Genomic DNA, 22,658 nt, shown 5'->3' with positions numbered 1-22,658 from the left:
TCGAAGTGCACTTGTTTTCGGCCTGTCTACTACCGTGTTCACCACCCTATCGCCTGCTGCTGCGCTTCCCACCTACGATTTGTTTGACGCGATTGAGAGGCTCAAGCGCGAGCTCAATGCCGTCATTTTGGCTCACTACTACCAAGAATCTGATATTCAAGACTTAGCTGACTACATTGGCGATTCCTTGGGCCTGTCTCGCCAGGCCGCTGCAACCGATGCCGATGTGATTGTCTTTGCGGGCGTGCACTTCATGGCCGAAACCGCCAAAATTCTCAACCCCGAGAAGCAGGTGCTACTGCCCGATCTCGAGGCCGGGTGTTCCCTGGCCGACAGCTGCCCTCCCGATGCCTTTGCAGCCTTTAAGGCTGCCCATCCCGACCACCTGGTCATTTCTTACATCAACTGCACAGCGGCGATCAAGGCCATGAGCGATATTATCTGCACCAGCTCTAATGCCGTGAGCATTGTCCAGCAGTTGCCCCCCGAGCAAAAAATCATCTTTGCTCCCGATCGCAATCTGGGTCGCTACGTAATGCAGCAGACCGGCCGCGACATGGTGCTCTGGCAGGGAAGCTGTATAGTTCACGAAACTTTTTCAGAAAAAAAACTGGTGCAGTTGCAGCAGGCCCATCCTGAGGCAGAGGTGATTGCCCATCCAGAGTGTGAAGAGGCCGTTCTCCGCCACGCCCATTTCATTGGTTCCACCACGGCCCTGCTCAACTATGCCCAGCGGAGTAGCAGCCCTAAATTTATTGTTGTTACCGAGCCTGGCATCATCCACCAAATGCAGAAACAGGCTCCAGACAAAGGGTTTATCCCGGCCCCGCCCACAACGGCGACCTGCGCCTGCAACGAATGCCCCCACATGCGGCTCAACACCCTTGAGAAGCTCTACCTAGCGATGAAAAATCGCGCCCCCGAGATTGTTCTCGAGCCAGGGTTACAGCAGCAGGCACTCAGGCCCATTCAGCGCATGCTGGAGATGAGCGCCTAGGGCGTGTCACCAATTGTGGTCAAAAGCTCGGTATATCACGCTTCGCCACGCCCGACCCAAAAAACAGGCTAGGGTCTGCAACCCTTAACTTTTAGGCGTTTGGCAGCTAATTGAGGACAGCCCCTAGTGCTCGTCGACGAAGGTCTTGATCTCAGCGGTCAACTGCTCAATTAGATTGGTGTTGTCAGTGGCTGGTTGACCGCTTTCCTGCTCGATTCGTGCCACCACATCTTCGGGCAGGTTGAGGAGTGAGACCAGGTGCCTGTAAGCGTCCGCCTCCTCTTGATTGATCAGGTCTTCTCCAGGGGTGCGGGCACTGGCGCTGATCACCTGGTGGCCCAGCTTGAGGACAAGCTCTCGCTCTGCCGGGTTGGTGAGCTTGGGCACCAGTTCTTCCAGGGGCAAGTTTTGCATCAGGTAGTCGCGCAGTTCATCGCGTAGAGCGGACTGCTGCCCAGGATTGCTGGCAAACAGTTGGCTAAACTGATCCAGCATGACGCCGACCTCTTCGTCAGCAAGATGCCCATCGCTCCAGGCCATGGTCGACACAATGCGCAGCAAGGTCATCTGGCTGGGGCTGATGGAGGGAGGTGAAGGCGGTTGTAGAGGCATAGCAGGTTCCCAGGTACTGAACCACGTCAGGTAGCTGATGTTGACAACCTACCACGGGGAACTTAAGGGGTTGGTTAACTTAAGCATTCTCTACAAATTTAGAGATCCTGGCTACCTACTGCTGCAAACCGTTTCTACAGCCGCCCGGCCAAGTGGGCGAGTTGGCGCGTATTTTTGAGCAGCAGAACCGATCGCACCGCATCCTCAACGATCCAGCCCTTTTCGGCCAGTTTGCCCATGATCTTCTCGGCTTCTTCGCGGGTGATACCGGCTAGGTCGGCCAGGTCTTTGCGGGGAATATTAAACAGTTCTACCCCGTCTGCCACTGCTTCGCCGTAGGCCTCCTGAATGGCGGTCAGCGTATTGGCTAACTTCACGGCCGGGGGCTGATGGAGGAGTTGAAACCGCAGGTTGGTCTGGCGTATTCGCTGCACCATGAGCTGTAGCAGCCGATGGTGGAGCTGGGGATCCTTAAACAGGGTCTGAATGAACCGCTGCGCCGATATACTCATCAGCTTGACCGCGGTCATGGCAACCACATCGGTAGACCGGGGTGACTCGTCCAAAATGGCCATTTCACCAAAGAAGTCACCTTTGCCCAGCACCGCCAGGGTAATGGAGCTCTCTTCGGCGTGGCGACGCACCTTGACCCAGCCAGACTCAATGAAATAAACAGCGTTGCCCCAGGCATCTTCCATGACTACAGCCCGGTTGGCAGGGTAGTCGTGGTGGGTGGCGACAGAGATCAGCCAGTCAATGGTTTCGGGGCTGGCAGCATGGAATAGAGGGTACAGTTCACTTAGCGTGTCGGCTTGCATAGAAAGCATGGTGGAAACGTGACGCCCAGGGTTGGTTAGAGCTGACCAGCCGTGACGAGGTACGCTTCCATGGTACCCAGAAACCTGGGGCAGACCGAAGCAGGGCCAAGCTTTAGGCGGTGTTATGCATTCTGGCTAAATCCCCTGATCCCCTGCATCGCTACGCCCGACTCAAAAACTACGCATCAGGGGCTGCGGCCCTTGGAGCTTAGGCTGCAGAGAATAAGGGATGACAGATCTCAGGCGCGGGGCTGAGGGTACCCCGTCCTACTCAGGCCTTACCCGCACCCGGGCAAACTTCAGCCCGTTGACCCCCTGGAGTGGTTCGACGGTGCCCTGTTCGATCTCATCCTCGATCAGGCCCTCGCGGTGCAGGTAGCGCAGGTAGCGCTCGTACTCCTGCCACTCTTCGCTGGTGGAGTAGACCACCGTCAGTCTACCGGGCTGGGTAATGCGATCGCCCGTTTCTGCATCGCAGGCCTTGTCAATGCGCTTTTTGACGATTTCGTAGCGGGTGTCGCGGGTGCCCCGCACGTCGAACAGACGCTCGGTGGTCTCGTCGTGGACGATATCGACCGTGTAGCCCTGCACCAGCACCAGGTGGGTGACGGTCATGTCGGTGTCGTAGATGGCCTTGAGGGCAAACCCTTTGCGGGCGCAGTCACACACCGCCCGCAGCTGTTCGTAGCGCAGCGACTTGAGCTGAAACTCCGTGAAGGTACTGTCAATGGCCTGACCGGCGTAGATCATGTGGTCAATGCCGTCGGTGGCCTCCAGATCGCAGTAGTGGGCGGTAATGGCCTGCATGGACTGCTGCCAGTGGTTCCAGGTGTCGCGCAGCAGCCCGTTGATATGGCCAATGGTGGTGTCGTACACGGCGCGGGCGGTGTAGACACAGTCGTGGTTTGGGTCGATGGTGGCTCTGTATTGGGCGATCGCGGCCTCAGCCTCGGGGCTGTGCTGGGCAAAGTAGGCGAAATGGACCTCCACCTCCCGCTGCAGGTAGCGCAGCAGCGTCACCTCCGAATCGACCGTCACCCCGGCCTCCAGGGTGACTATGTGGTCGGCCAGATCCAGCGCCAGCTGCCCTACCAGGGCGTTGCTTACCGAGTGGCCTGCGGCTTCAACCACAGCCAGGGCGAGGCGAAACTGGGTCAGCAGGTCTTTTTGAATCGCCCGGTTGCGCTCGTCCGATGAACCGCGAATGTCGGAGATGCCGTAGAGGGGATAGACCCCCTCAAAGACGATTGGCGCAGGTGGCAGCCCCAGACTCAGCCGTTCGGCCTCCTGCTCAAACCGCCAGCGCACCGAGGGGTGAATGTTGGTGAAACGGTCCTGGACGCTGTGGCGCATGGCGGCGGTCAGGGCCGGCATCAGCGTGGTGGCGCGACTGCAATCGGCCTGGTCAAAGGCGTAGGGGGTGGGGCTGGAGAGGCCCACCAGGCCGACCATCTGGACGTTGCCGTCGCCCAGCCGCGCCGTGCGCATGACCAGGGGAATGAGCAGCAGCGATCGCACCCCCCGATTCAGCATATCCACCTCGCAGGGCGTAGGGCAGTCGAGGCTGAGGTCGGGCACGTTGACCACCTCCCGGCGATCGGTGGCGCGCAGAAAGGCCGAACCCTGCAGGTCCTCCACCCGGTAGCTGGCCGTCTGCCACTCGGGCTGGTCAAGCTGGGTAAACAGCTGCGCCTGGCTGTTCTCGGCGCTCAGCAAAAAGCTGTCGGCGGCCCCAAACAGCTGCTTCATCAGCACGTTCGCCTGATCAAAGCGCTGCGTCCCCAGCACTGACTCGTGGCCCACCAGGAGTTCAATCAGGGCCTTGGAGGTCTCCCGTTCGGTAACGTCAATGCCCTCGATCAGGATGCAGCCGCTCACCGTGTAGTTCCCCGGCTTGAGGGCCGCCAGCAGGTGCCTGAAGGTGGGCTCTTTGCTGAGCAGCTGAATGGCCACCTGCTCCCGACTGGGGGCCTCGGCCCAGCAGTCAGACAAACAGGTCTGTAGCTCAGGACTGATCGCCGCGATCCGCAGACCTTCCTTGGCAGTCCGCAGCCGCAGTTCAATCTGCCGCTGCTGTCCGGTTTCAGAGTCGTTCAGGGTCACCACCAGGGGCTCGTGGAGCAGCCGCTGGGACACCAGATTGGCCTGCCCGTAGGCGTAGTGAAGCAACGCGCTCAAAAAGTGACGACGAAAGCGCTCCCGCAGCGCCTTCTGGTGGGTGAGGGAAAGGCGGTCAAAAAAGCTGAGGTCCAGGTGTCCCCCCTCGGCCTCAATGCCCGTCAGGCGGCAGAAATAGCGGTTGGCGAACAGCACCGGATGGGGCTGCGGGGCCGCTCCCAGCTCGGTGGCCACATCGACGACCGCCATCACCAGGCGGCTATAGTGCTGAATCAAATCCAGCCAGGGCAGGGCAGGATGAGGGGTGCTCCGATCGCCCGGAGGGTTTTGATCAGGGGTATCACCCCCCTGGCTACCGGGCCTGCGATTGCCCACAGTGTAGTCAAGGTCAACCACAGGCATAGCCCTGATGACGGAATCTGTATTGAGCCAGCGAGATGATTCGTTAGCCATAGTTGCGTTTGGTTCACCCTTCACAACGTCTTACAAGGCAATCCAAGCGAATTCCGAATTACGGCTAGAATCTTTGCGGAATCCGAGGGTTAAGTAGAGAGGACATGAACTCTTCCTATTGTGATGCACCCCTGGATGGGTTCGTGCGTCCTGTTCTGGCGGCCCCATTCACCCCTAGAGCCCATGGTACCCAATTGCGGGAGCTAACCGGTTGTGCAACGGGCTGCACGCCTGCTGGGACGTTCACCCTTTAGAATGGAATTTCCGCCCCAGGATAATTCTCCCTGTTAAACCATGTTTGAAGCCCTGTCCGATCGCCTTGAGTCTGCCTGGAAAAGCCTGCGTGGCCAGGACAAAATCAGCGAATCCAATATAGACGGTGCCCTCCGCGAGGTGCGCCGCGCCCTGCTAGAGGCCGATGTCAACCTCCAGGTGATCAAAGACTTTATCGCCCAGGTGAAAGAAAACGCCCTGGGCATTGAGGTGGTCAAGGGGGTCAGCCCCGACCAGCAGTTTATCAAAGTGGTAAACGACGAACTGGTGCGGCTGATGGGCGACACCAACGCCCCCCTGGCCGACGCCCCCACCAAGCCCACCGTGGTGCTGATGGCGGGTCTCCAGGGCACCGGTAAAACCACCGCCACCGCCAAGCTGGCCCTGCACCTGCGCAAGGAAAACCGCAGCACCCTGCTGGTGGCCACCGACGTCTACCGCCCCGCCGCCGTCGATCAGCTGATCACCCTCGGTAAACAGATCGACGTGCCCGTGTTTGAGCTGGGCACCGACGCCAACCCCGTGGACATCGCCCGCCAGGGGGTCGAAAAGGCCAGGGCCGACGGCGTAGACACCGTGATTGTGGACACGGCGGGCCGTTTGCAGATCGACCCCAAGATGATGGCCGAGCTGGCCGACATCAAGACCGCCATCGACCCCGACGAAGTGCTGCTGGTGGTCGATGCCATGACCGGCCAGGAGGCCGCCAACCTGACCCGCACCTTCCACGACCAGATCGGCATTACCGGGGCCATTCTCACCAAAATGGACGGTGACGCTCGGGGCGGGGCCGCCCTCTCTGTCCGTCAGATCTCGGGACAACCGATCAAGTTCATCGGCGTGGGCGAAAAGGTGGAGGCGCTCCAGCCCTTCTACCCTGACCGGATGGCCTCCCGCATTCTGGGCATGGGCGATGTGCTTACTCTGGTGGAAAAGGCCCAGGAGGCTGTGGACATTGCCGACGCCGAAAAGCTGACCCAAAAAATCCTCGAAGCGGAGTTTGACTTCGACGACTTCCTCAAGCAAATGCGCTTCATGAAGAGCATGGGCTCCCTGGGCAGCATCATGAAGCTGATCCCCGGCATGGGCAAGCAAATTTCGGGTGAAATGCTGGAGCAGGGCGAAGTGCAGCTCAAGCGCTGCGAAGCCATGATCAACTCCATGACCACCGAGGAGCGCAAGCACCCCAACCTGCTCTCTAGCTCTCCCAGCCGTCGCCGCCGGATTGCCAAAGGCTCGGGCCACCAGGAAAAAGACGTGGGCAAGCTGGTCAGCGACTTCACCAAAATGCGCACCATGATGCAGCAGATGGGGCGCGGCGGGGGGCTCCCCGGCATGGGCGGTGGCATGCCAGGCATGGGTGGCGGTTTTCCGGGCATGGGCGGCGGCATGCCGGGGATGGGCGGCATGGGCGGCAGGCCACAGCCCGGTTTTCGTGCTCCCAGCAACAAAAAGCAGAAAACTCAGAAGAAAAAGAAGGGCTTTGGCGAACTGTAGACGCCCCCGGCCCGTCGGTTATAGCCCGTTCGATTGGGAATGGAGGCCACCGTCAGGTGGTGGGTGACCCTATTGCCGTCGAACGCTTAGGTGCCCGCGTAGGCGCTGAAGCTGTGAAGGCCTGGGCCAGTTCGGCGAGGGAGATCTGCTCCATTTCGCTGCTGAAGGGCGATCTTACGGGCTGGCTAAAGGGGGCACGATTCCCTCTGGCGATCGCCCCAGCAGTTACCCGTTGGCGGTGTAGGTGAGCAATCCGCTGGAATTGGGACCCGAGGCGTCGGGCACTACGGAACCGTGGGGGTGGATGGCGCGGACGGCGACCAGCCGCCAGGTGCCCAGGTGGAGGTCAGTGGGAATCATCGCCCAATGAGTAGCGGAAAGCGCAATATATAGCGGATTACGCCTGCGGTACCGCGGGGACCGACTGTCAGCCACAACATCCCCAGGGTAATCAGCGGCATACCCAGGTAATATGCCAGGCCTCGGCGAAGCCAGCTGCCCAGCCGCCGTCCACGGAACCAGCTCAGGACAACCCGCCCGATCAGGACGGCAGTGAGCAGCCCATGCAGCCAGACCAGCAGGGCGAACGCATAGGACGCGGCCGTTAGCTCGATCCAGGGTGATCGGATGAGCAGGATAGTACCCAGGACACCCATCACTGCCACGGGCCAAGAGAGGGGGCCAATCAAGACCAGGGTGCGATCCCAGGAGCGGTAGAAACGAGCCATGCTTGTACCCCTAGGCGCAGACGCGAGCCAATGAGAGTGGACGTTTTTCTATCATGGAGACCCCGAAGACGACCAACAGCCCTGGTTGGACAGTAGTACGCCTACCGGCTAGGGGTGCCGATGCTCCCGTTTAGAGGACGTTGGAGCTTCTGAGAGATTTGTCTCAACGCCATGGGGTTGGAGGATGGGGGTTGAGACGATGCTACTCTACCCCAGGTCTGCGGCGATCGCCGCTGCTGGTGCGGGCGGTGCACGGGTGAGTGGGGCCGTTCTAGCTGTTCCCGGGCGATCGCTGCCACAGGTTCAACTCTGGCACATCCACCGCAGGCGGCAGGCTCAGCAGCCAGTCGATCGCCCCGGTGATCACCGCCATCGGAATCGGCGTCTGCGGGCCGAACCGCCCTTCCTCAATGTCGAGCAGGACTTCCTCGGTGGCCACGTTGCCGGGGTTAATCACCGTGAAACCAATATTCTGAACGCCCAGCGCCAGCCGCAGCGACTGCACCGCCCCTTGCAGCCCAAACTTGGCGGCGGTGTTGGCCACCTCCGGCGAGGCGCAGTTGTCCAGGCCGGTGAGGGCACCGATGTAGAGGGCGCGGGGATTGGCTGTCTGGGCCAGGTTGGCCGCCAGGGCGCGGGTGATCTCGATCGGGGCAATGGTGTTGACGGCGATCACAAACCGCGTTTCGGCGTCGGAACTGGCCCTGAAGTCGTAGGCGTCGGTAAACGCCCCCTCCTCCCACACCCCGCCCATAAACAGCAGGGCATCGAGGGGGGTGTTGCCCAGGGCGCGGGCGATCGCCCCAATCCCCTCCGGGCCGGAAATATCTGCCTGGATCCACTCCCCTGCCACCGCCGGACTGCGGGATACTGACCAAACGGTGTCTCCCCGGTCGGCAAAATGCTGGGCCACCGCTGCCCCAATGCCGCGACTGGCACCGACAACGACAACGGTTTTGGCGGCTTGGTCCACGGGCGACTCCTCAATAGATGGTTTCGTACTCCCCATTATCCGCAGTGTGGAGTTTCCAGTACTCTTCGGCGATCAGGTCGCTGCTGTACCTGGGGTCGTCGCCATTGACCGTGCCTGTAATGGTGATGGTGCCCACCTTGATAGGCGAGTCGGCCAGGGCCGCGTGGAGGGTGTTGGCCAGCACGCGCAGGCCCGCCTTGCCGATGGCGAGGGACACAAAGTCGGGATGGGGATAGAGGGCAAAGCCGCCGCCCGTGAACAAGATTGTCCCCTTTTGAGCGGTTTGCATAGCGGGGAGAACAGCCTGGACGCAGGCGATCGCCCCCGCTACATTAGCCTGAAAGTCGCTCACCAGGGTGTCGTAACTGGTTTGCAAAACGCTCTCCATGCGGGGCACGGCGGCGTTGTAGACCAGCACCCTCGGCGTACCCAGCTGGGCCTGAATGTGCTCAAAAGCCGCCGTCAGCGCCACCTCATCCCCGGCATCGGCCAAAAAATAGTGGGCGGTGATGCCCTCGCTTTGCAGCGTGGACTGGTAGCCCCGGAGCTTGTCCTCGTTGCGGGCCACCATGGCGATGGTGAAGCCTTCTCGGGCGAATCGGCGGGCGATCGCCATACCGTTGCCCTCGCCCATGCCCAAAATCACACACAGTTCAGTCATTTCTGGTTTCCTAGCTTGCTTAATTCCTAACCTAATAGGAAGCTATAGATAAATCAAATCGATATTCAAGATAAAAACCATCAGTCAAATTGATTCAATGATTGCGTGATGGATTTGAGTGCCATTGATCTGAACCTGCTGGTGGCCTTTGAGGCGCTGCACGCTGAGCGCAGCGTTACCGGGGCGGCCCAGCGCATCCACGTCGGACAGCCCGCTATGAGTGCAGCCCTGGGTCGGCTGCGATCGCTGCTTGGTGATGACCTGTTTGTGCGTGTGGGGCGTGAGATGAAACCCACGGCAAAGGCCGATGCGATCGCCCCCCAGGTTGCCGCCGCCCTGGATACCATCCGGGCCGCCCTCGCCGCATTCCCAACCTTTAGTCCAGCAAATTCACGGCAGGTGTTTACCCTGGCCGCCTCCGACTATTTCGCCAGTTTGGTCGTGCCAAAACTGCTGGAGTTGCTTAGCAATCAAGCTCCATTCATTGATCTGCGCTTCATCACTGTGGAGAAAGAGTCGTTCGTAGAACTCCTCGAAGGCGGAGTAATTGACGTGGCGCTAGGAACGTTTGCCCAGTTGCCCAATCACATTCTCAAGGAGAATTTGCTGTCAGAGCGGTTTGTTGGGGTCTGTCGAGGGGGGCACCCCGCCCTCCAAAAAGGCAGCGTTAGCCAGGAAAAATTTGTTGCCTTCCCCCACGCGCTCTTTACCCTGCGGCGCGATGCCACGGGCATTGTGGATCAGACCCTGGCAGAACAGGGGTTGCAGCGGCGGATTGCGCTGACGGTGCCCTTCTGGTTTGCGCTACCCTCGGCGATCGCCGCCTCTGACTTGCTAGCCGCCATTCCCTCCTGTTTAGAAAAACACTTTGTTCAGCACTATCAGGTACAGTCGTTTGAGATTCCACTAAACTTGCCGACCTGGCCGATCTCCATGGCCTGGAGCAAGCTCAAAGACCGCGATCCCGCCAACCTCTGGCTGCGGCAAATTATTCAAGCGGTCTGTCAAAGCACTGAGGTTTAGGTGTGGATTCAAGTAGGCGGGCGGCGATTGTGGCAGCGGTGGAGCGTGTTCTGACTCAGGCGCAAATGCCGGGGGCGGCGATCGCCCTCCGCATTGACAACCAGCCCTGGCTCAACCTCGGCGTGGGCTATCGAGACCTCTCCCAGACCCAGCCCCTGCCTGAGCATGCCAGCTTCTACATCTACAGCGTCACCAAAACCCTGATGGCAGCGGCAGTGCTGCATTTGGTCAACCAGGGTCAGCTTGATCTCGAAGCCCCCCTTCAGCGCTACTGGCCCGACTTCCCGGTGGCAACGCCGCTGACCCTGCGCCAACTTCTGAGCCACACCAGCGGTTTGCCCGACTACGGTGGTCTGCCCGCCTACAGCGAGGCGGTGAAGACAATCCCCGAGCAGCCCTGGTCTGTGGATCGGTTTCTGGCGGTGATTCAGGCGCGGGGGCTGCTATTTGAGCCCGGCCAGGGCTGGGCCTACTCCAACCTGGGCTATCTGGCGCTGAAGCTGCTTCTGGAAACCGTCACGGGGCGATCGCTGCAGGCCTGCTTAGACGAGGTGTTCTTTACCCCCCTGGCGTTGAAGCACACCTTTGTCGCCACCTCTCTCGATGACGTCAGAGGGCTAATGCCGGGCTACACCTCGACCTTTGGCGAAGACTTGCAGGATATGTCCCAGCGCTACCATCCCGGCTGGGTATCCCACGGGGTGGTGGTTTCCACCGCGCCCGAGCTGGCGGCGATGGTGGATGCTCTGTTCACCGGGCAGATCCTCGATCCATCCCTGGTAGAGCAGATGGCTCAGCCGGTGCACAGTCTGGGGGCTCATCCACCGCTCCAGAATGTAGGCTGCGGGCTGGGGCTATTTATAGACACGGCCTCGCCCTACGGCAGAGTGATGGGGCACAATGGCGGCGGGCCAGGCTATTCGATCGCGGCCTTTCACTTTTCGGCGCTGGCGGGTCGCCCCACTACCATCGCCGCCGCCACCAACCGGGAGGGCGACAACGTGGGGCTGGATGTGGTCGATGCGGTGGCCCGGGTGCTGGCCGAGGCGTGACCCCTGGCAATATTGCTAAAAAATGTGCAGCGCTGGGAATTGGCTGACCCCAATGGGCAAGATAACGCTGTGAGACCTAGCCCCCCGATATTGCCATGAACGCCAAACGCGCTCCTCGCCGAATTTTCCCCAAAGTGAGCACCATGCCGCGCCAGCAGACTGAAGCGGCCCAGTACCTCGATATGTACAAGCTCACCGTCGAGAAAAAGCGCCTCCAGCAGGAGCTGGAATACATCGACGAGCGCCGCCAGCGGCTGTGCGATCGCCTGGCCGAAATCGAGCAGGCCACCGAGGGCCTGGATGTCCAGGCCATCCACCTGCGCCAGAAAACCCAGGCTCCCGCCGCCGCCAGACCCCAGAACGCCCACTTCGCCCCCAGCGCCAATGTCTACCTGCCCGAGCGCAGCAGCCAGGTTCCGGAGGATTACAACACGTTGATGCTGGACTATTGAGGGGGGGGAGGATCGGGTTTCAGGTTTTGGGTTCACGGTTTTCGGTTCACGGTTTTCGGTTTTGCCGTGCACCGTACACCGCAAACCGTAGACCCGACACCCGACACCCGACACCCGACACCCGACACCCGATAAAATAGACGCATGAAGCGTCTTTTACTCCTGCTCATCCACGGCTATCGGCGGCTGATTTCGCCGCTGTTTCCGCCTACCTGTCGGTTTGACCCCACCTGTTCCCAGTATGCGCTGACGGCGATCGAGCGGTTTGGCCCTGTGAAAGGTAGCTGGCTGGCGGCGCGGCGGATCACGCGCTGTCACCCCTTTCACCCCGGTGGCTACGACCCCGTGCCGGAGGGGGCGGCTGAGTCATCCCAGGAGTAGGGTGCATCCGCGCAGCGATCGCACCGCTTGAGGATTTCTTAATGCAGGAAATGCCGCACGCCGGTCATGGCCATGATCAGGCCCAGCTCGTTGGCGGCTTTAATTGAATCTTCGTCGCGGCGGCTGCCGCCGGGCTGCACCACGGCACGAATGCCCGCTGCCGCTGCGGTGCGAACCGAGTCGTCAAAGGGAAAGAAGCCGTCGCTGGCGAGCACCGCACCCTGGGCTTTGCCCCCCGCCTGGGCCAGGGCAATACTGACTGAGCCTACCCGATTCATCTGCCCGGCCCCAATGCCGAGGGTCTGCTGCTGATGGGTGACCACGATCGCATTCGATTTCACATGTTTCACCACCCGCCAGGCAAACAGCATTTCGGCTAGTTCGGCCTCGGTGGGTTGGGCCTCGGTGACAATCTGCCAGGTGGCGGGGTCGTCGCGGTAGGTGTCGGGGGCTTGCAGCAGAAATCCGCCTGCGATCGCATTCACCACCTGCTTCGGCCCGGTGAGCAGATCCTCCAGCACCAGCACCCGCAGGTTCTGCTTTTTGGCCAGAATTTCCCGTGCCGTGCCGTCGCATCCCGGCGCGACGATGCACTCCAGGAACGTACCCGTGAGCTGCTGGGCCGTGTCGGCGTCGATGGCGCGGTTGAGCACCACAATGCCGCCAAAGGCTGAGACATCGTCGGCATCGTAGGCGCGGCGGTAGGCGGTGGCCAGGGTGTCGCCCATGGCAACGCCGCAGGGGTTGGTGTGCTTGAGGATGGCAGCAGCAGGGCGATCGCTCGGAAATTCTGCAATCATCCGCCGGGCCGCCTCGAGATCCACCAGGTTGTTGTAGCTCAGCTCTTTGCCCTGGAGTTGCTCGGCTCCGGCCCAGCCGGTGGGCACCGAGCCGGTGCGGTACCAGGCGGCTGTCTGGTGGGGGTTCTCGCCGTAGCGCAGGGTAGCCTGCTGGCGACCGGTCAGCGCCCACTGCTGGGGTAGGGTGTCGGGTTCGCCGGTCGCTGCGGTGAGGTAGGTGGCGATCGCCTGGTCGTAGCTGGCGGTGTGCCAAAAGGCCGCCCGCGCACACTCCTGGCGAAAGGTCAGGGGAACCTGTCCCTCGCTGGTCCGCAGCGCCTCCAGGTACGGCCCGTACTGCTCGGCACTGCACAGCACCGTCAGGTGGGCGTGGTTCTTTGCCGCCGCCCGCAGCAGAGTCGGTCCACCAATGTCGATGTTCTCGATCGCCTCGGCCATGGTCACACCGTCTTTGGCGATCGTCTGCTCAAAGGGGTAGAGGTTGACCACCACCAGGTCCAGGGGGCGAATGCCGTTGTCGGCCAGGTCTTTCTGGTCTTCTGGTAAATTTTGCCGGGCCAAAATGCCGCCGTGGATCTTGGGGTGCAGCGTCTTCACCCGACCGCCGAGAATTTCCGGCGACCCGGTGTAGTCCGATACTTTAGTAACGGGGAGATTGGCCGCTGCGATCGCCTTTGCCGTCCCGCCACTGCTGATCAGATCAAACTCAAACTCCTCCACCAGAGTTTTGGCCAACTCCACTAGCCCGGTTTTATCCGATACGCTTAACAGTGCCAGGCGCGCCATAGCTCTCTATCCTCGATTTTGCAGACCCCTACTATACCGAAAAAGCCCACCCCACCCGCCCCTCCCACCTACCCACTTACCCCACCAGCGGATAAGCCCAGATGATCAACTCAAACCTCGGTGAACCCTTACTATGGGCGGCGATCGTGACCAAACGACCTGAGCTAAAGACCCAGCGCCTGCTGCTGCGCCTGGGCACCGCCGCCGACATTCCGGCCATTTTGCAGTACTACCAGCTCAATCGCGCCTACCTAGAACCTTTTGAGCCTCAGCGCCCGGCCAATTTCTACACCCACGAATTCTGGCAAACGGTGCTGGCGGCAAGGGAAACCGACTTTTTCAACGGTTCTGGGGTCAAGCTGCTGATGTGGCTTCAGTCAGAACCTCAAACGCTGATTGGCACCATCAACCTCAATACGATTGTGCGGGGAGCCCTCCACGGGGCCACCCTCGGGTACAGCCTCTCGGCCCAGCACCAGGGCCAGGGCTACATGACCGAAGCGGGTCAGCGGCTGATTACCTACGCTTTTGACGAGCTAAACCTGCACAGAATCATGGCCAACTACATGCCCCATAACCACCGTAGCGCCAACGTGCTCAAGCGCCTGGGGTTTCAAATTGAAGGTACTGCCCGCGACTACCTGTTTATCAATGGCCAGTGGCAAGACCACGTGCTGACCAGCTTGATCAACTCGAACTGGCAAATAGCTGAGCCATAGCTAGATCACTGAGATTCCGCAGGTTCACAGGGATTGCTTTAGGAGATACTCCCGACTAGCCCACGGGGCGAATGCTTTTGCTGCTCAGCCCTGGCCAACTTCCCACCGCTTGCCGGTTCGGCTCACTGAAGAAATCACTGGAGGAAGACGCCTCGGCTCCTTCCCAGCGGGTTCACCGACGGCGATCGCGGCGGCGACTGCCCCGGCTCCGGTGGCCCACGGCTTCAACGATGGCGGCCAGGGCTCCTACCACTACCACTGGCAGAGGCGGAGTCGTCCGCTGTGCTCGGGAGTCCCGAGCAGGTCGGGGGCGGGCAGTCTCCCGGGTGCCATCAGCGGCATCTGTTTTAGTGCCACGGGCTTCCTCCTGCTCTGCGATCGCGGCCACATACTCCGATCGCGGCACCCCCTGCTGTATCCGATCCTCCGTCGTCAGGTCCACCGCAAAGGAGGCCGGACGAATATGAGAACCGTAGCGGCGGGCATACACCTGGGTAAACTCCGCCCCAAACAGCAGAATTTGTGCTGAGTAGAAGATCCAGATCAAAAGCACCACCAGAGAACCAGCGGCACCGTAGGCCGAGCCCACCGCCGCGTTGCCCAGGTACAGGCCAATCAGTGTGCGGCCAATGGTAAAGAGCAACGCCGTTACCGCTGCGCCAATCCAAACATCGCCCCAGGCAATTCTGACATCGGGCAGCACCCGATAGATCAGGGCAAATAGCAGCGTAATCACTCCAAAGGAGACCAGGAAGTTAATCCCTTCCCACAGCGCGCCCATGGCCGGTGCAACATCGTTCACGTAGCTACTCACCCCCACAATGGCGGCGCTGATTACCAGGGAAATCAGCAGCAAAAATGCAATGACCAGCACCATTCCAAAGGACAAAAACCGCGATCGAATAAAGGTCATAATCCCTTGCCCTGGTTTGGGGGCAACTTCCCAAATAGTATTGAGGGCATCTTGCAGTTGTCCAAACACCCCCGACGCCCCAAACAGCAGAATGACGATACCAATAATGGTGGAGATCACGCCCCCTTCCATCTGGTTGGCGTTGGCAATCATACTTTCAATGGCGCTGGCCCCTTCCTGACCCATCAGCCCCTGAATTTGGCCCACAATTTGCCCCCGGGCTGCCTCCTCACCAAAAAAGAACGCCGCCACAGAAATCGCAATGATCAGCAGCGGTGCAATGGAAAAGATAGTGAAATAAGCTAGCGCTGCCGCCAGTCGAGATACCTTGTCCTCCGTCCACTCAGCAAAGGTTTCTTTCAACAGTGGAACGATGGAAGCAGCTTTCATGGGAATGTTGGGGTGATGGGTGCAGGGGTAGCAGGACTGGCCAATAGACCTACAGTAACAAGTCGAAAATATCAGGCTGCCCGGTAAAATTCGTCCTTCTTCCGGGAGAATGTGCCAGTCCAAAGGCCCATCCCAAACCTAACCAGTCACTACTTGCCCTACTACCCCTCCTGCTATGCCGGGTCGCAGCGAATTTCGACCATGAAGCCGTCGGGGTCATAGAAGTACACGCCGCGCCCGGTGGGACGGGTGACCGGGCCGTGGGCGATCGCGATTTGATTCTCGTCCAGCACCGCCAGAGCGCCATCCAACTCGGCTGGGTCAATGTCAAAGGCCAGGTGGTAGGCGCGGGTAAAGGACTGCTCGGGGTCGGGATGGGGCGGCTCCAGGTCGGGGGCCCCAAACAGGTCGAGAATCAGCCCATCGGGCAGCACAAAGTTGGCCACCTTACCCGTCGCCACCAAGTCCTTTAGCGTGTCGTCCACCTCGTCGCCGGTCAGCTCCCGCAGCCCCAGCAGCCCGCCGTAGAACTGGCGCGAGGCCTGCATATCCTTCACATTCAGCGCCAGGTGGTGAATGCGGCGCAGCTGGCCAGGGGCCAGGGCAGGAGCCATTGCGGGGCTGGGGTTCATAGGACTGATCTGAGCACAGCGGCGAACTATGATTAATTATAGAAATCCTAACGCGCTCAGTTGTTCAGCCATCGCCGACCAAACCCTCACCCTCACCGTTGATCACCCCGACCCCAACCGGCTCGATCGCTGGCTCACCGCCAACGTCAAGGAACTGTCCCGCAACCGGGTGCAAAAGCTGATCGACTGGGAATACGTGCAGCTCAACGGCCAGCTCTGCACTAACAAAAAAGAGGCGGTGCAGGTGGGCGATCGCATCCAGCTCACCATCCCCGAACCCCGCCCCCTGGAGCTCACCCCCGAGGCCATTCCCCTCGACATTCTCTACGAGGACGAGCACCTGATTATTCTCAACAAGCCCGCCGGCCTGGTGGTCCACCCCGCTCCCGGCAACATGAGCGGCACCCTGGTGAATGCGGTACTGGCCCACTGCGGCGATCAGCTCCTGGGCATTGGCGGCGTGCAGCGCCCCGGCATTGTACACCGGCTGGACAAAGACACCACCGGAGCAATCGTAGTGGCCAAAACCGATCTGGCCCACAGCGACCTCCAGGCCCAGATGAAGGCCAAAACCGCCCGACGCGAATACCTGGGGGTGGTCTACGGTGCCCCCAAAGCCGACTCGGGCACCATCGATGCGCCCCTGGGTCGCCATCCCGCCGATCGCAAAAAAAATGCCGTGGTGCCGCTAGAGAAAGGCCGCACCGCCATCACCCACTGGCAGGTGGAAGAGCGCCTGGGCAACTTTTCGCTGCTCCGGTTTCGCCTGGAGACAGGCCGCACCCACCAGATCCGCGTCCACAGCACCCACATCGGCCACCCCATCGTGGGGGACCCCACCTACGGGTCGGGTCGGGATGTGGGGGTCAACCTGCCGGGGCAGGCGCTCCACGCCGAGCGGCTGACCCTGCGCCACCCGGCCACCGGGGAAACGGTGATGGCGATCGCCCCCCTGCCGGAGCACTTTCTCAAGCTGCTGACAGTGCTGCGGAGTCGGGTGGTCTAGGACCGGGGGCGGTTACGCCTGCGTCAGCAGCCAGGCGATCAGCTCCTGAACGCCTGCGCCGCGATCGCCCGTCATTACCCGGTCCGCCAGGGCCTTGAGCTCTGGCACCGCGTTGCCCACCGCCACCCCCAGACCACTGCTCTCCAGCAGGCTGCGATCGTTTTCGGCATCGCCAACGCCGACCACCTGCGCTGGCTCCACACCCAGGTCTGCCAGCGCCACGGCCAGTCCGCTGGCTTTGTTGACCCCCTGGGGCAGCACCATGACCGCTTTTTTGTTGCGAATCACCGTAGCTGCCAGGGCCAGTTCCCGCACGGTGTGCTCTACGGTTTCGCCGTGGGGTTCCCAGGTCGCGACCACGATCTGCCCCTGGCTGATGGGGCCAACCCCTCGGGCCTTCAGCGTATCGATCAGTACCGGCGGCAGCGGCTCGGCCAGCCGTCGCGTGATTCCCTGGGCAGGCTGGTAAAACACCCCACCGTTCTCGGCCACAATGCCTGCAAACAGGTGCCCGTGGGGAAATACCTCAAGCAACTCATCGAGCTGACGCCCCGTCACCAGAAGCAGCCGACCGCCCCGGTGGCGGTAGCGCTCCAGGGCGGTCAGGGTAGCGCTATCGACAGCGCCCTCTGTAGCCAGGGTGCCGTCATAGTCGGTAGCCAGAACGGAGTACTGCATGGGTCAAACGTGTCGCATCGGGCACAATAGGCACAATAGAATCTAGGTGTGAGTCAAGGGACCGAGACCCAGACCGTGGCGAACCAACTCATTTTGAACTGATTTTGTCTGAAATGGGTAGCTTAGCCGGAGTAGGGTGAGGTTGCATGACGCTGATTGCGCGATCGCCCTGGTCACATCCAAATGGCCATCGCCCCCGTACCGACTCAGGTGCTCACCCCACGTTGTTGATGTTGCCCCCAGCCGCTGCCATGAATAGACTTACCTCCCTTCCCCCTGTCCCCAAACGGGTTTGGAAACCGCTGATGGCCGTTGGCAGCAGGGCCGCGATCGCGGGGGGGCTCGTCGCGGCGATCGCGCTCCCAGGGGCCACGGTTCCGGCCCACGGTCCGGCCTCCCTCACCGGGGTAGCGGTTCACAGCAAGCAGGACGCAGCGGTTCCCGCCGTGCCGCCCCTGCCCGTCACCGTCCCCGCTCCGATCGCCCCAGAGCAGACTGGCATCCTCGGCCTCACCCCTGCCCCTACGGACAACGTCGGCATCGGCCATCTGCGCCCCACCAATCTAACCTTCGCCCCTGGACCAGACCCTTCGCCCCTGGGGGCTGAGTGGCTCCAGGGGATCGCCCTACCCATCTATCCCACCCCCGACAGTCCCCACTGGGGCTGGCTGATCAACGGCTGGCTGGTGCCCAACGAAGGGGAGCCCCTGGCCATCGGTCGCGATGCCGCCTTTTCCATGGTGCAGACCGAGCAGCAAGTCTACACATTTCCGGTACTCGAAGTTCGCCCTGACGGCTGGTTTCAGTTTCAGTACACCCCTGCCGGGGCCGCCTGGGCCCACACCTCCCACCTGGGCTTGGGGGCTGTCTCCCTGACGGTGGAACCCTGGGAAACCTCAATGCAAAGCGCGACGCGGCTCCAGTTCCGCCGCCCCGGCCTGTCCCAGCCCATGCGTTTGGCTCCCACAGGGAGCGCTCCACTCCAGGCGCTGGTAGGGCCAAACAGCATCATTCAACCGCTGGATCTCGAGGGCGACTGGCTGCGGGTTCGCGTCACCCAGCCTGTTCAGGGTTGTACCCCACTCCCGGGTTCCAGCACCTCAGAGGGCTGGGTGCGCTGGCGTAGCGACGCCGACATGCCCCTGGTCTGGTTCTCTGCCACCGACTGCTAGCTCAACCCTCGCCTTCAGCCGGGCAGCCGCTCCAGCAGCCGTTGCAGACGAATCTTCGTCATCACGTAAAACGGAAACTGGTAGTGCTCCGCCACCAGCCAGCTCACCATAGTGGTGTGGGCCACCAGGGTGCCCAAAGCCCAGGCTATGGACCAGTTAATCCCCACGCTCTCATCGAGGGGCGGAAACACGTATCCCCCCAGCGCCACGATGCCGGCAGGGAAAATTACCAGGGCCAGCCCCACCAGCCACAGGGTGAGGGTAATGTCGCTGCGACTCTGGTAGAGAGGCTGCCAGCGCCACCCCTGCCAGCGCCAGCCCATCGGCTGCACGCTGTCCACCACGTGCACGGTCTGCTGGTCCAGGTTGACATCAAAAATATGGCGGCAAAAGCTACAGGCACAGGCGTCCATCAGGGCCATGGGCTGCATTTGCCCGTGCCGACACACCGGGCAGTCATAGGTATCAGCACCGTCAAGCGCGAGCACCCGAGGCATTTTTTGCCTGCCAGACCTAAGTTCACCGCTGCCCATTGCCAACCCTCAGCCCAATTTTCTTGAGTATGAGCTATGGTGCTGGCCGGATCGCTAAAGCAGACCGAAGGGTGCCAGGTCAGTTCAGGCGTCAATCTAGCCCACAGCCCTCTCAAGTCTAAACGATGCCGCCGGGCCTGACCTGCCTGGGGGAGTTTTCCCTGGGGGGTGCTGCTCGTTCGGGCAGGTCGATCAGGGAGCGCTACAAGGAGCTGACCATCGGGGCTCCCACGGTGCGGGTGTAGTCCCGACCGTCGTAGGTCAGCACCACAACCGGCTCCTGGCCCGATACATCCACCGACTTCACCTTGATTCGACCGCCAGCCAGCATGTCGCCCTGGCTCACCCGGCGGCTGACAGCACTGCCTGGCTCGGTGACAATGACGCTGACGCCGCTGCCCACCTGCACCACACCGCTGACCACCACTTGATCCACAAGATTTTGAAAGACTGGGCTACCGGTGGGGGCAACGGCAATGTCGGTGGGGCTGGGGGGAACGCTACCCGGCAGGAATGGGGCGGGTAGGTTGGGCAGCGCCACCGACTGCACCGGTGCCTGGGGTAGGGGGGGCAAGTTCTGGGTGGCGGCTATGGGCACGGTCGGCAGTCCCTCGGCGGCGATCGCCGCAGGAACTGGGGTAATTGCCGCAGCGGCAGCGCTGGCACGCCCTGACCGGGGACCCGGCAGCACCACTGAGGCAAAGGGATCGGGACGACCGGCCGTAACTGTCTCTACCCGAGCCTGGGAGGAGGTCGACCGCAGCAGGTTGGGTTCGGCCAAGCGCAGGGGAGCCGAGGGTTGAAAGAAGGGCTGGGACTGAAATGGAGTAGCCGCTTCGCCGGTCTGTGGGATCAGGGCGGTGGCTGAATCGTCAGCGGTCCCATCGGTGGCGCTCAGGTCTGTGCCGGCTGGGACTGTCCCAACCACCTGGGGCGAGCTAGAGCCACCGAGGGTGAGCTTGAGGGCCGCGCCTGCCGCGATCGCCAGCAGCAAACCGCCCGAAACAGCCGCGTACAGCTTCCGCTTGGATAGGCCATGGAGCTTAGTTTTCCCAGCTTGCCTGGGCTTGGCAGAGTAGGTCATCGCAGCATTTCCCCACAATTTTCTCCTAACAGTAGCGAACTCTTGAAAAAGTGGCGCACTTTCGCTAAAGTCAGGCCCGCGATCGCGGGGCCAACCCGAAGAGTTGATGACACGCCCTGGTCCCAGGACTTGAATACCTGAACTTAGACAGACTCCCCGACGTCAGTCAGGCCGCTTTGCCGCCGCTGGTGCAGGGCCTGTAGCTGAAGCAGCAGCGCCTCGGCCTCAGCCTGGAGGTGCAGCAGCTCAACCTGCTGATCGGGAGGATAGGGAACCTGGCGCAGCTCGACCCAGCAAATCTTGTCATCGGGGGCAGGAGCGGTCTCGCGACTTACCGAGGCCAGCGCCGCCGCCTCCGGTGCAGACCCACTCGCAGACATGGCCGAGGCACTAGCATGGTCTAAAGGGGCATTCATGGAAGATTTTATTAAAATTAAGAAATTGTACTCAGTCAGAAAGTTAAGGCATTTTAACCATCCTGTCCAGAGGGTAAGCTTAAACTAAGCTCCCCCCCAAGCGCCGACCAAAATGGGTCAGTTTGCTAACTGGGTGGCCCCTGACTGCGGCTCATCCCCCCTTGGCTGGTCAAAACCACTCAGTTGCTCCGCCGGGGGGCAAGGCTCACGGTAAACTAGGAAACAAACAGAGGCTGAGGTTTGGGTTGGGCTGGCGCTCACCTGAGCCTGTAACTGTCGCTCAATCCCTTAACTATTAATACTCTCGACCTATCGTGACCCTAAGCATACCGTCTGCCACCGCCGTCACCCCCGCCTCTCGGCCACCGAGCACCGGGCTCCAGCCCTGGCCAGGGCTGATCGAAGCGTACCGGGCCTACCTGCCCGTGAGCGATCAGACTCCGGTGGTTACCCTGTGCGAAGGCAATACCCCTCTGATTCCCATGCCTGCCCTGGCGGAGCACATCGGCAAAGACGTCAGGGTCTGGGTCAAGTACGACGGGCTCAACCCCACCGGCAGCTTCAAAGACCGTGGCATGACCATGGCCATTTCCAAAGCTAAAGAAGCCGGAGCCGAAGCCGTCATCTGCGCCAGTACCGGCAACACCTCCGCCGCCGCCGCCGCCTACGCTCGCCGGGGCGGTATGCGGGCCTTTGTGCTGATCCCCGACGGCTATGTCGCCCTGGGCAAGCTGGCCCAGGCGCTGCTGTACGGGGCCGAGGTGCTGGCCATCAACGGCAACTTTGACGACGCCCTGGCCATGGTGCGCGAGCTGGCCAAGGACTACCCCATCACCCTGGTCAACTCCGTCAACCCCTACCGCCTGGAGGGGCAAAAAACCGGAGCCTTTGAGGTGGTCGACGCCCTAGGTGACGCCCCTGACTGGTTGTGCATTCCGGTGGGCAACGCGGGCAACATTACCGCCTACTGGATGGGCTTCTGTGAGTACCACCAGCAGGGCAAGTGCAGCCGTCTGCCCCGCATGATGGGGTTTCAGGCCGCTGGGGCTGCTCCCCTGGTCAGCGGTCACGTGGTGCGCGATCCGCAAACGCTGGCGACGGCCATTCGGATTGGCAACCCCGCCAGCTGGACCAAGGCCGAGGCCGTCCGCGATGCCAGCCAGGGCCAGTTTAACGCCGTCACCGACGAAGAAATTCTCAATGCCTATCGCCTGCTGGCCCTGGAGGGAGTCTTCTGTGAACCCGCCAGCGCCGCATCGGTGGCGGGCCTGCTCAAGGTCAAAGATCAGGTGCCCGCTGGGATCAATATTGTCTGTGTGCTCACCGGCAATGGCTTGAAGGACCCTGACACCGCGATCGCCCACAGCAATAACCAGGTCAAGGGTGGCCTCAACCCCGACCCGACGACCCTGGCAAAAGCTATGGGGTTTTAGGCAAGGTTATTCTCCCTATCATCAATCGTCCGTAATTGGTGCTGGCGTCTCTGTAGGT

24 protein-coding genes are annotated in these 22,658 nt (G+C 61.3%); 10 read left to right on the top strand and 14 right to left on the bottom strand.

The genetic code is table 11. The annotated features are described in order from the left end of the window. Positions 1 to 34 precede the first annotated feature (34 nt). Positions 35 to 997 carry a quinolinate synthase NadA gene (gene nadA, locus NF78_RS10900; RefSeq protein WP_035986257.1) on the top strand — a complete coding sequence of 321 codons (963 nt, stop codon included), beginning with the start codon at positions 35 to 37 and terminating at the stop codon, positions 995 to 997. A gap of 123 nt (positions 998 to 1,120) precedes the next feature. Here the strand turns inward: nadA and NF78_RS10895 are convergent, their stop codons facing one another. From NF78_RS10895 to NF78_RS10885, 3 genes are all read right to left on the bottom strand, one after another. Next, positions 1,121 to 1,609 (bottom strand): TerB family tellurite resistance protein, encoded by a 489-nt coding sequence (locus NF78_RS10895; protein WP_035986255.1) that lies wholly within the window; start codon positions 1,607 to 1,609, stop codon positions 1,121 to 1,123. Positions 1,610 to 1,743: 134 nt separating this feature from the next. Further along, on the bottom strand, positions 1,744 to 2,436 hold the full coding sequence (locus NF78_RS10890; RefSeq protein WP_081972579.1) for a Crp/Fnr family transcriptional regulator: 693 nt from the start codon (positions 2,434 to 2,436) through the stop codon (positions 1,744 to 1,746). A gap of 258 nt (positions 2,437 to 2,694) precedes the next feature. Further along, complete coding sequence (locus NF78_RS10885; protein ID WP_035989401.1) at positions 2,695 to 4,941, bottom strand: histidine kinase; 2,247 nt, start codon at positions 4,939 to 4,941, stop codon at positions 2,695 to 2,697. 351 nt (positions 4,942 to 5,292) lie between these two features. Here NF78_RS10885 and ffh point away from each other — a divergent pair, with 351 nt between their 5' ends. Then, a complete protein-coding gene (gene ffh / locus NF78_RS10880) occupies positions 5,293 to 6,768 on the top strand; it encodes a signal recognition particle protein (RefSeq protein WP_035986250.1) in 1,476 nt (491 codons plus the stop codon). Positions 6,769 to 6,993: 225 nt separating this feature from the next. On the opposite strand, the gene NF78_RS29325 is transcribed toward ffh, so the two are convergent. The 4 genes from NF78_RS29325 to NF78_RS10860 form a co-directional block, all read right to left on the bottom strand. Continuing rightward, positions 6,994 to 7,128 (bottom strand): lipocalin-like domain-containing protein, encoded by a 135-nt coding sequence (locus NF78_RS29325; RefSeq protein WP_081972578.1) that lies wholly within the window; start codon positions 7,126 to 7,128, stop codon positions 6,994 to 6,996. After that, positions 7,125 to 7,496 (bottom strand): hypothetical protein, encoded by a 372-nt coding sequence (locus tag NF78_RS10870; RefSeq protein ID WP_035986248.1) that lies wholly within the window; start codon positions 7,494 to 7,496, stop codon positions 7,125 to 7,127. Before NF78_RS10870 ends, NF78_RS29325 begins: the two co-directional genes overlap by 4 nt. Before the next feature lie 271 nt (positions 7,497 to 7,767). After that, the gene (locus NF78_RS10865) at positions 7,768 to 8,469 is read right to left on the bottom strand and encodes an SDR family NAD(P)-dependent oxidoreductase (RefSeq protein WP_035986246.1); all 702 of its coding nucleotides are present in this window, start codon (positions 8,467 to 8,469) and stop codon (positions 7,768 to 7,770) included. A 10-nt stretch (positions 8,470 to 8,479) separates the two neighbouring features. After that, positions 8,480 to 9,130, bottom strand: coding sequence for an SDR family NAD(P)-dependent oxidoreductase (locus NF78_RS10860; protein ID WP_035986244.1), 651 nt, complete (start codon positions 9,128 to 9,130; stop codon positions 8,480 to 8,482). Between the two features lie 108 nt (positions 9,131 to 9,238). On the opposite strand from NF78_RS10860, the gene NF78_RS10855 reads away from it, so the two are divergent. The 4 genes from NF78_RS10855 (at position 9,239) to yidD (ending at position 12,038) form a co-directional block, all read left to right on the top strand. Next, complete coding sequence (locus NF78_RS10855) at positions 9,239 to 10,153, top strand: LysR family transcriptional regulator (RefSeq protein WP_035986242.1); 915 nt, start codon at positions 9,239 to 9,241, stop codon at positions 10,151 to 10,153. A 2-nt stretch (positions 10,154 to 10,155) separates the two neighbouring features. Next, entirely contained in the window at positions 10,156 to 11,205 is a 1,050-nt protein-coding gene (locus NF78_RS10850) for a serine hydrolase domain-containing protein (RefSeq protein WP_156119728.1), read from the top strand. A gap of 95 nt (positions 11,206 to 11,300) precedes the next feature. Then, positions 11,301 to 11,657: a hypothetical protein gene (locus NF78_RS28165; RefSeq protein WP_052050129.1), complete on the top strand. Its 357-nt coding sequence runs from the start codon at positions 11,301 to 11,303 to the stop codon at positions 11,655 to 11,657. Positions 11,658 to 11,801: 144 nt separating this feature from the next. Continuing rightward, positions 11,802 to 12,038 carry a membrane protein insertion efficiency factor YidD gene (gene yidD, locus NF78_RS10840; RefSeq protein WP_035986240.1) on the top strand — a complete coding sequence of 79 codons (237 nt, stop codon included), beginning with the start codon at positions 11,802 to 11,804 and terminating at the stop codon, positions 12,036 to 12,038. A gap of 38 nt (positions 12,039 to 12,076) precedes the next feature. Here yidD and purH read toward each other — a convergent pair whose 3' ends face one another. Further along, on the bottom strand, positions 12,077 to 13,624 hold the full coding sequence (purH, locus tag NF78_RS10835; RefSeq protein WP_035986238.1) for a bifunctional phosphoribosylaminoimidazolecarboxamide formyltransferase/IMP cyclohydrolase: 1,548 nt from the start codon (positions 13,622 to 13,624) through the stop codon (positions 12,077 to 12,079). 146 nt (positions 13,625 to 13,770) lie between these two features. On the opposite strand from purH, the gene NF78_RS10830 reads away from it, so the two are divergent. Beyond that, positions 13,771 to 14,343 (top strand): GNAT family N-acetyltransferase, encoded by a 573-nt coding sequence (locus tag NF78_RS10830; protein WP_263970580.1) that lies wholly within the window; start codon positions 13,771 to 13,773, stop codon positions 14,341 to 14,343. A 172-nt stretch (positions 14,344 to 14,515) separates the two neighbouring features. Here NF78_RS10830 and NF78_RS10825 read toward each other — a convergent pair whose 3' ends face one another. Both NF78_RS10825 and NF78_RS10820 read right to left on the bottom strand, forming a co-directional pair. Beyond that, positions 14,516 to 15,646 (bottom strand): YihY/virulence factor BrkB family protein, encoded by a 1,131-nt coding sequence (locus NF78_RS10825; RefSeq protein ID WP_035986236.1) that lies wholly within the window; start codon positions 15,644 to 15,646, stop codon positions 14,516 to 14,518. A 173-nt stretch (positions 15,647 to 15,819) separates the two neighbouring features. Beyond that, positions 15,820 to 16,278: a VOC family protein gene (locus NF78_RS10820; protein ID WP_035986234.1), complete on the bottom strand. Its 459-nt coding sequence runs from the start codon at positions 16,276 to 16,278 to the stop codon at positions 15,820 to 15,822. Positions 16,279 to 16,306: 28 nt separating this feature from the next. On the opposite strand from NF78_RS10820, the gene NF78_RS10815 reads away from it, so the two are divergent. Continuing rightward, a complete protein-coding gene (locus NF78_RS10815; protein WP_072016045.1) occupies positions 16,307 to 17,284 on the top strand; it encodes an RluA family pseudouridine synthase in 978 nt (325 codons plus the stop codon). 12 nt (positions 17,285 to 17,296) lie between these two features. Here NF78_RS10815 and NF78_RS10810 read toward each other — a convergent pair whose 3' ends face one another. Beyond that, positions 17,297 to 17,962: an HAD family hydrolase gene (locus tag NF78_RS10810; protein WP_035986232.1), complete on the bottom strand. Its 666-nt coding sequence runs from the start codon at positions 17,960 to 17,962 to the stop codon at positions 17,297 to 17,299. A 305-nt stretch (positions 17,963 to 18,267) separates the two neighbouring features. Between NF78_RS10810 and NF78_RS10805 the strand changes: the two genes are divergently transcribed. Then, positions 18,268 to 19,134 (top strand): hypothetical protein, encoded by an 867-nt coding sequence (locus tag NF78_RS10805; RefSeq protein WP_035986230.1) that lies wholly within the window; start codon positions 18,268 to 18,270, stop codon positions 19,132 to 19,134. Between the two features lie 14 nt (positions 19,135 to 19,148). On the opposite strand, the gene NF78_RS10800 is transcribed toward NF78_RS10805, so the two are convergent. The 3 genes from NF78_RS10800 to NF78_RS10790 all read right to left on the bottom strand — a co-directional run bounded on the left by NF78_RS10800 (position 19,149) and on the right by NF78_RS10790 (position 21,131). Next, on the bottom strand, positions 19,149 to 19,631 hold the full coding sequence (locus NF78_RS10800; RefSeq protein ID WP_225885280.1) for a hypothetical protein: 483 nt from the start codon (positions 19,629 to 19,631) through the stop codon (positions 19,149 to 19,151). Positions 19,632 to 19,869: 238 nt separating this feature from the next. Then, the gene (locus NF78_RS28160) at positions 19,870 to 20,751 is read right to left on the bottom strand and encodes a hypothetical protein (protein ID WP_052050126.1); all 882 of its coding nucleotides are present in this window, start codon (positions 20,749 to 20,751) and stop codon (positions 19,870 to 19,872) included. A gap of 143 nt (positions 20,752 to 20,894) precedes the next feature. Continuing rightward, on the bottom strand, positions 20,895 to 21,131 hold the full coding sequence (locus tag NF78_RS10790; RefSeq protein WP_035986226.1) for a hypothetical protein: 237 nt from the start codon (positions 21,129 to 21,131) through the stop codon (positions 20,895 to 20,897). Positions 21,132 to 21,493: 362 nt separating this feature from the next. Between NF78_RS10790 and thrC the strand changes: the two genes are divergently transcribed. After that, positions 21,494 to 22,600 carry a threonine synthase gene (gene thrC, locus NF78_RS10785; RefSeq protein WP_052050647.1) on the top strand — a complete coding sequence of 369 codons (1,107 nt, stop codon included), beginning with the start codon at positions 21,494 to 21,496 and terminating at the stop codon, positions 22,598 to 22,600. Positions 22,601 to 22,658: the final 58 nt, after the last annotated feature.

The sequence above is a fragment of the Leptolyngbya sp. KIOST-1 genome, assembly GCF_000763385.1.
In the GTDB taxonomy this organism is placed as follows: domain Bacteria; phylum Cyanobacteriota; class Cyanobacteriia; order Phormidesmidales; family Phormidesmidaceae; genus Nodosilinea.
This window is presented reverse-complemented; position numbering and strand designations above follow the sequence as displayed.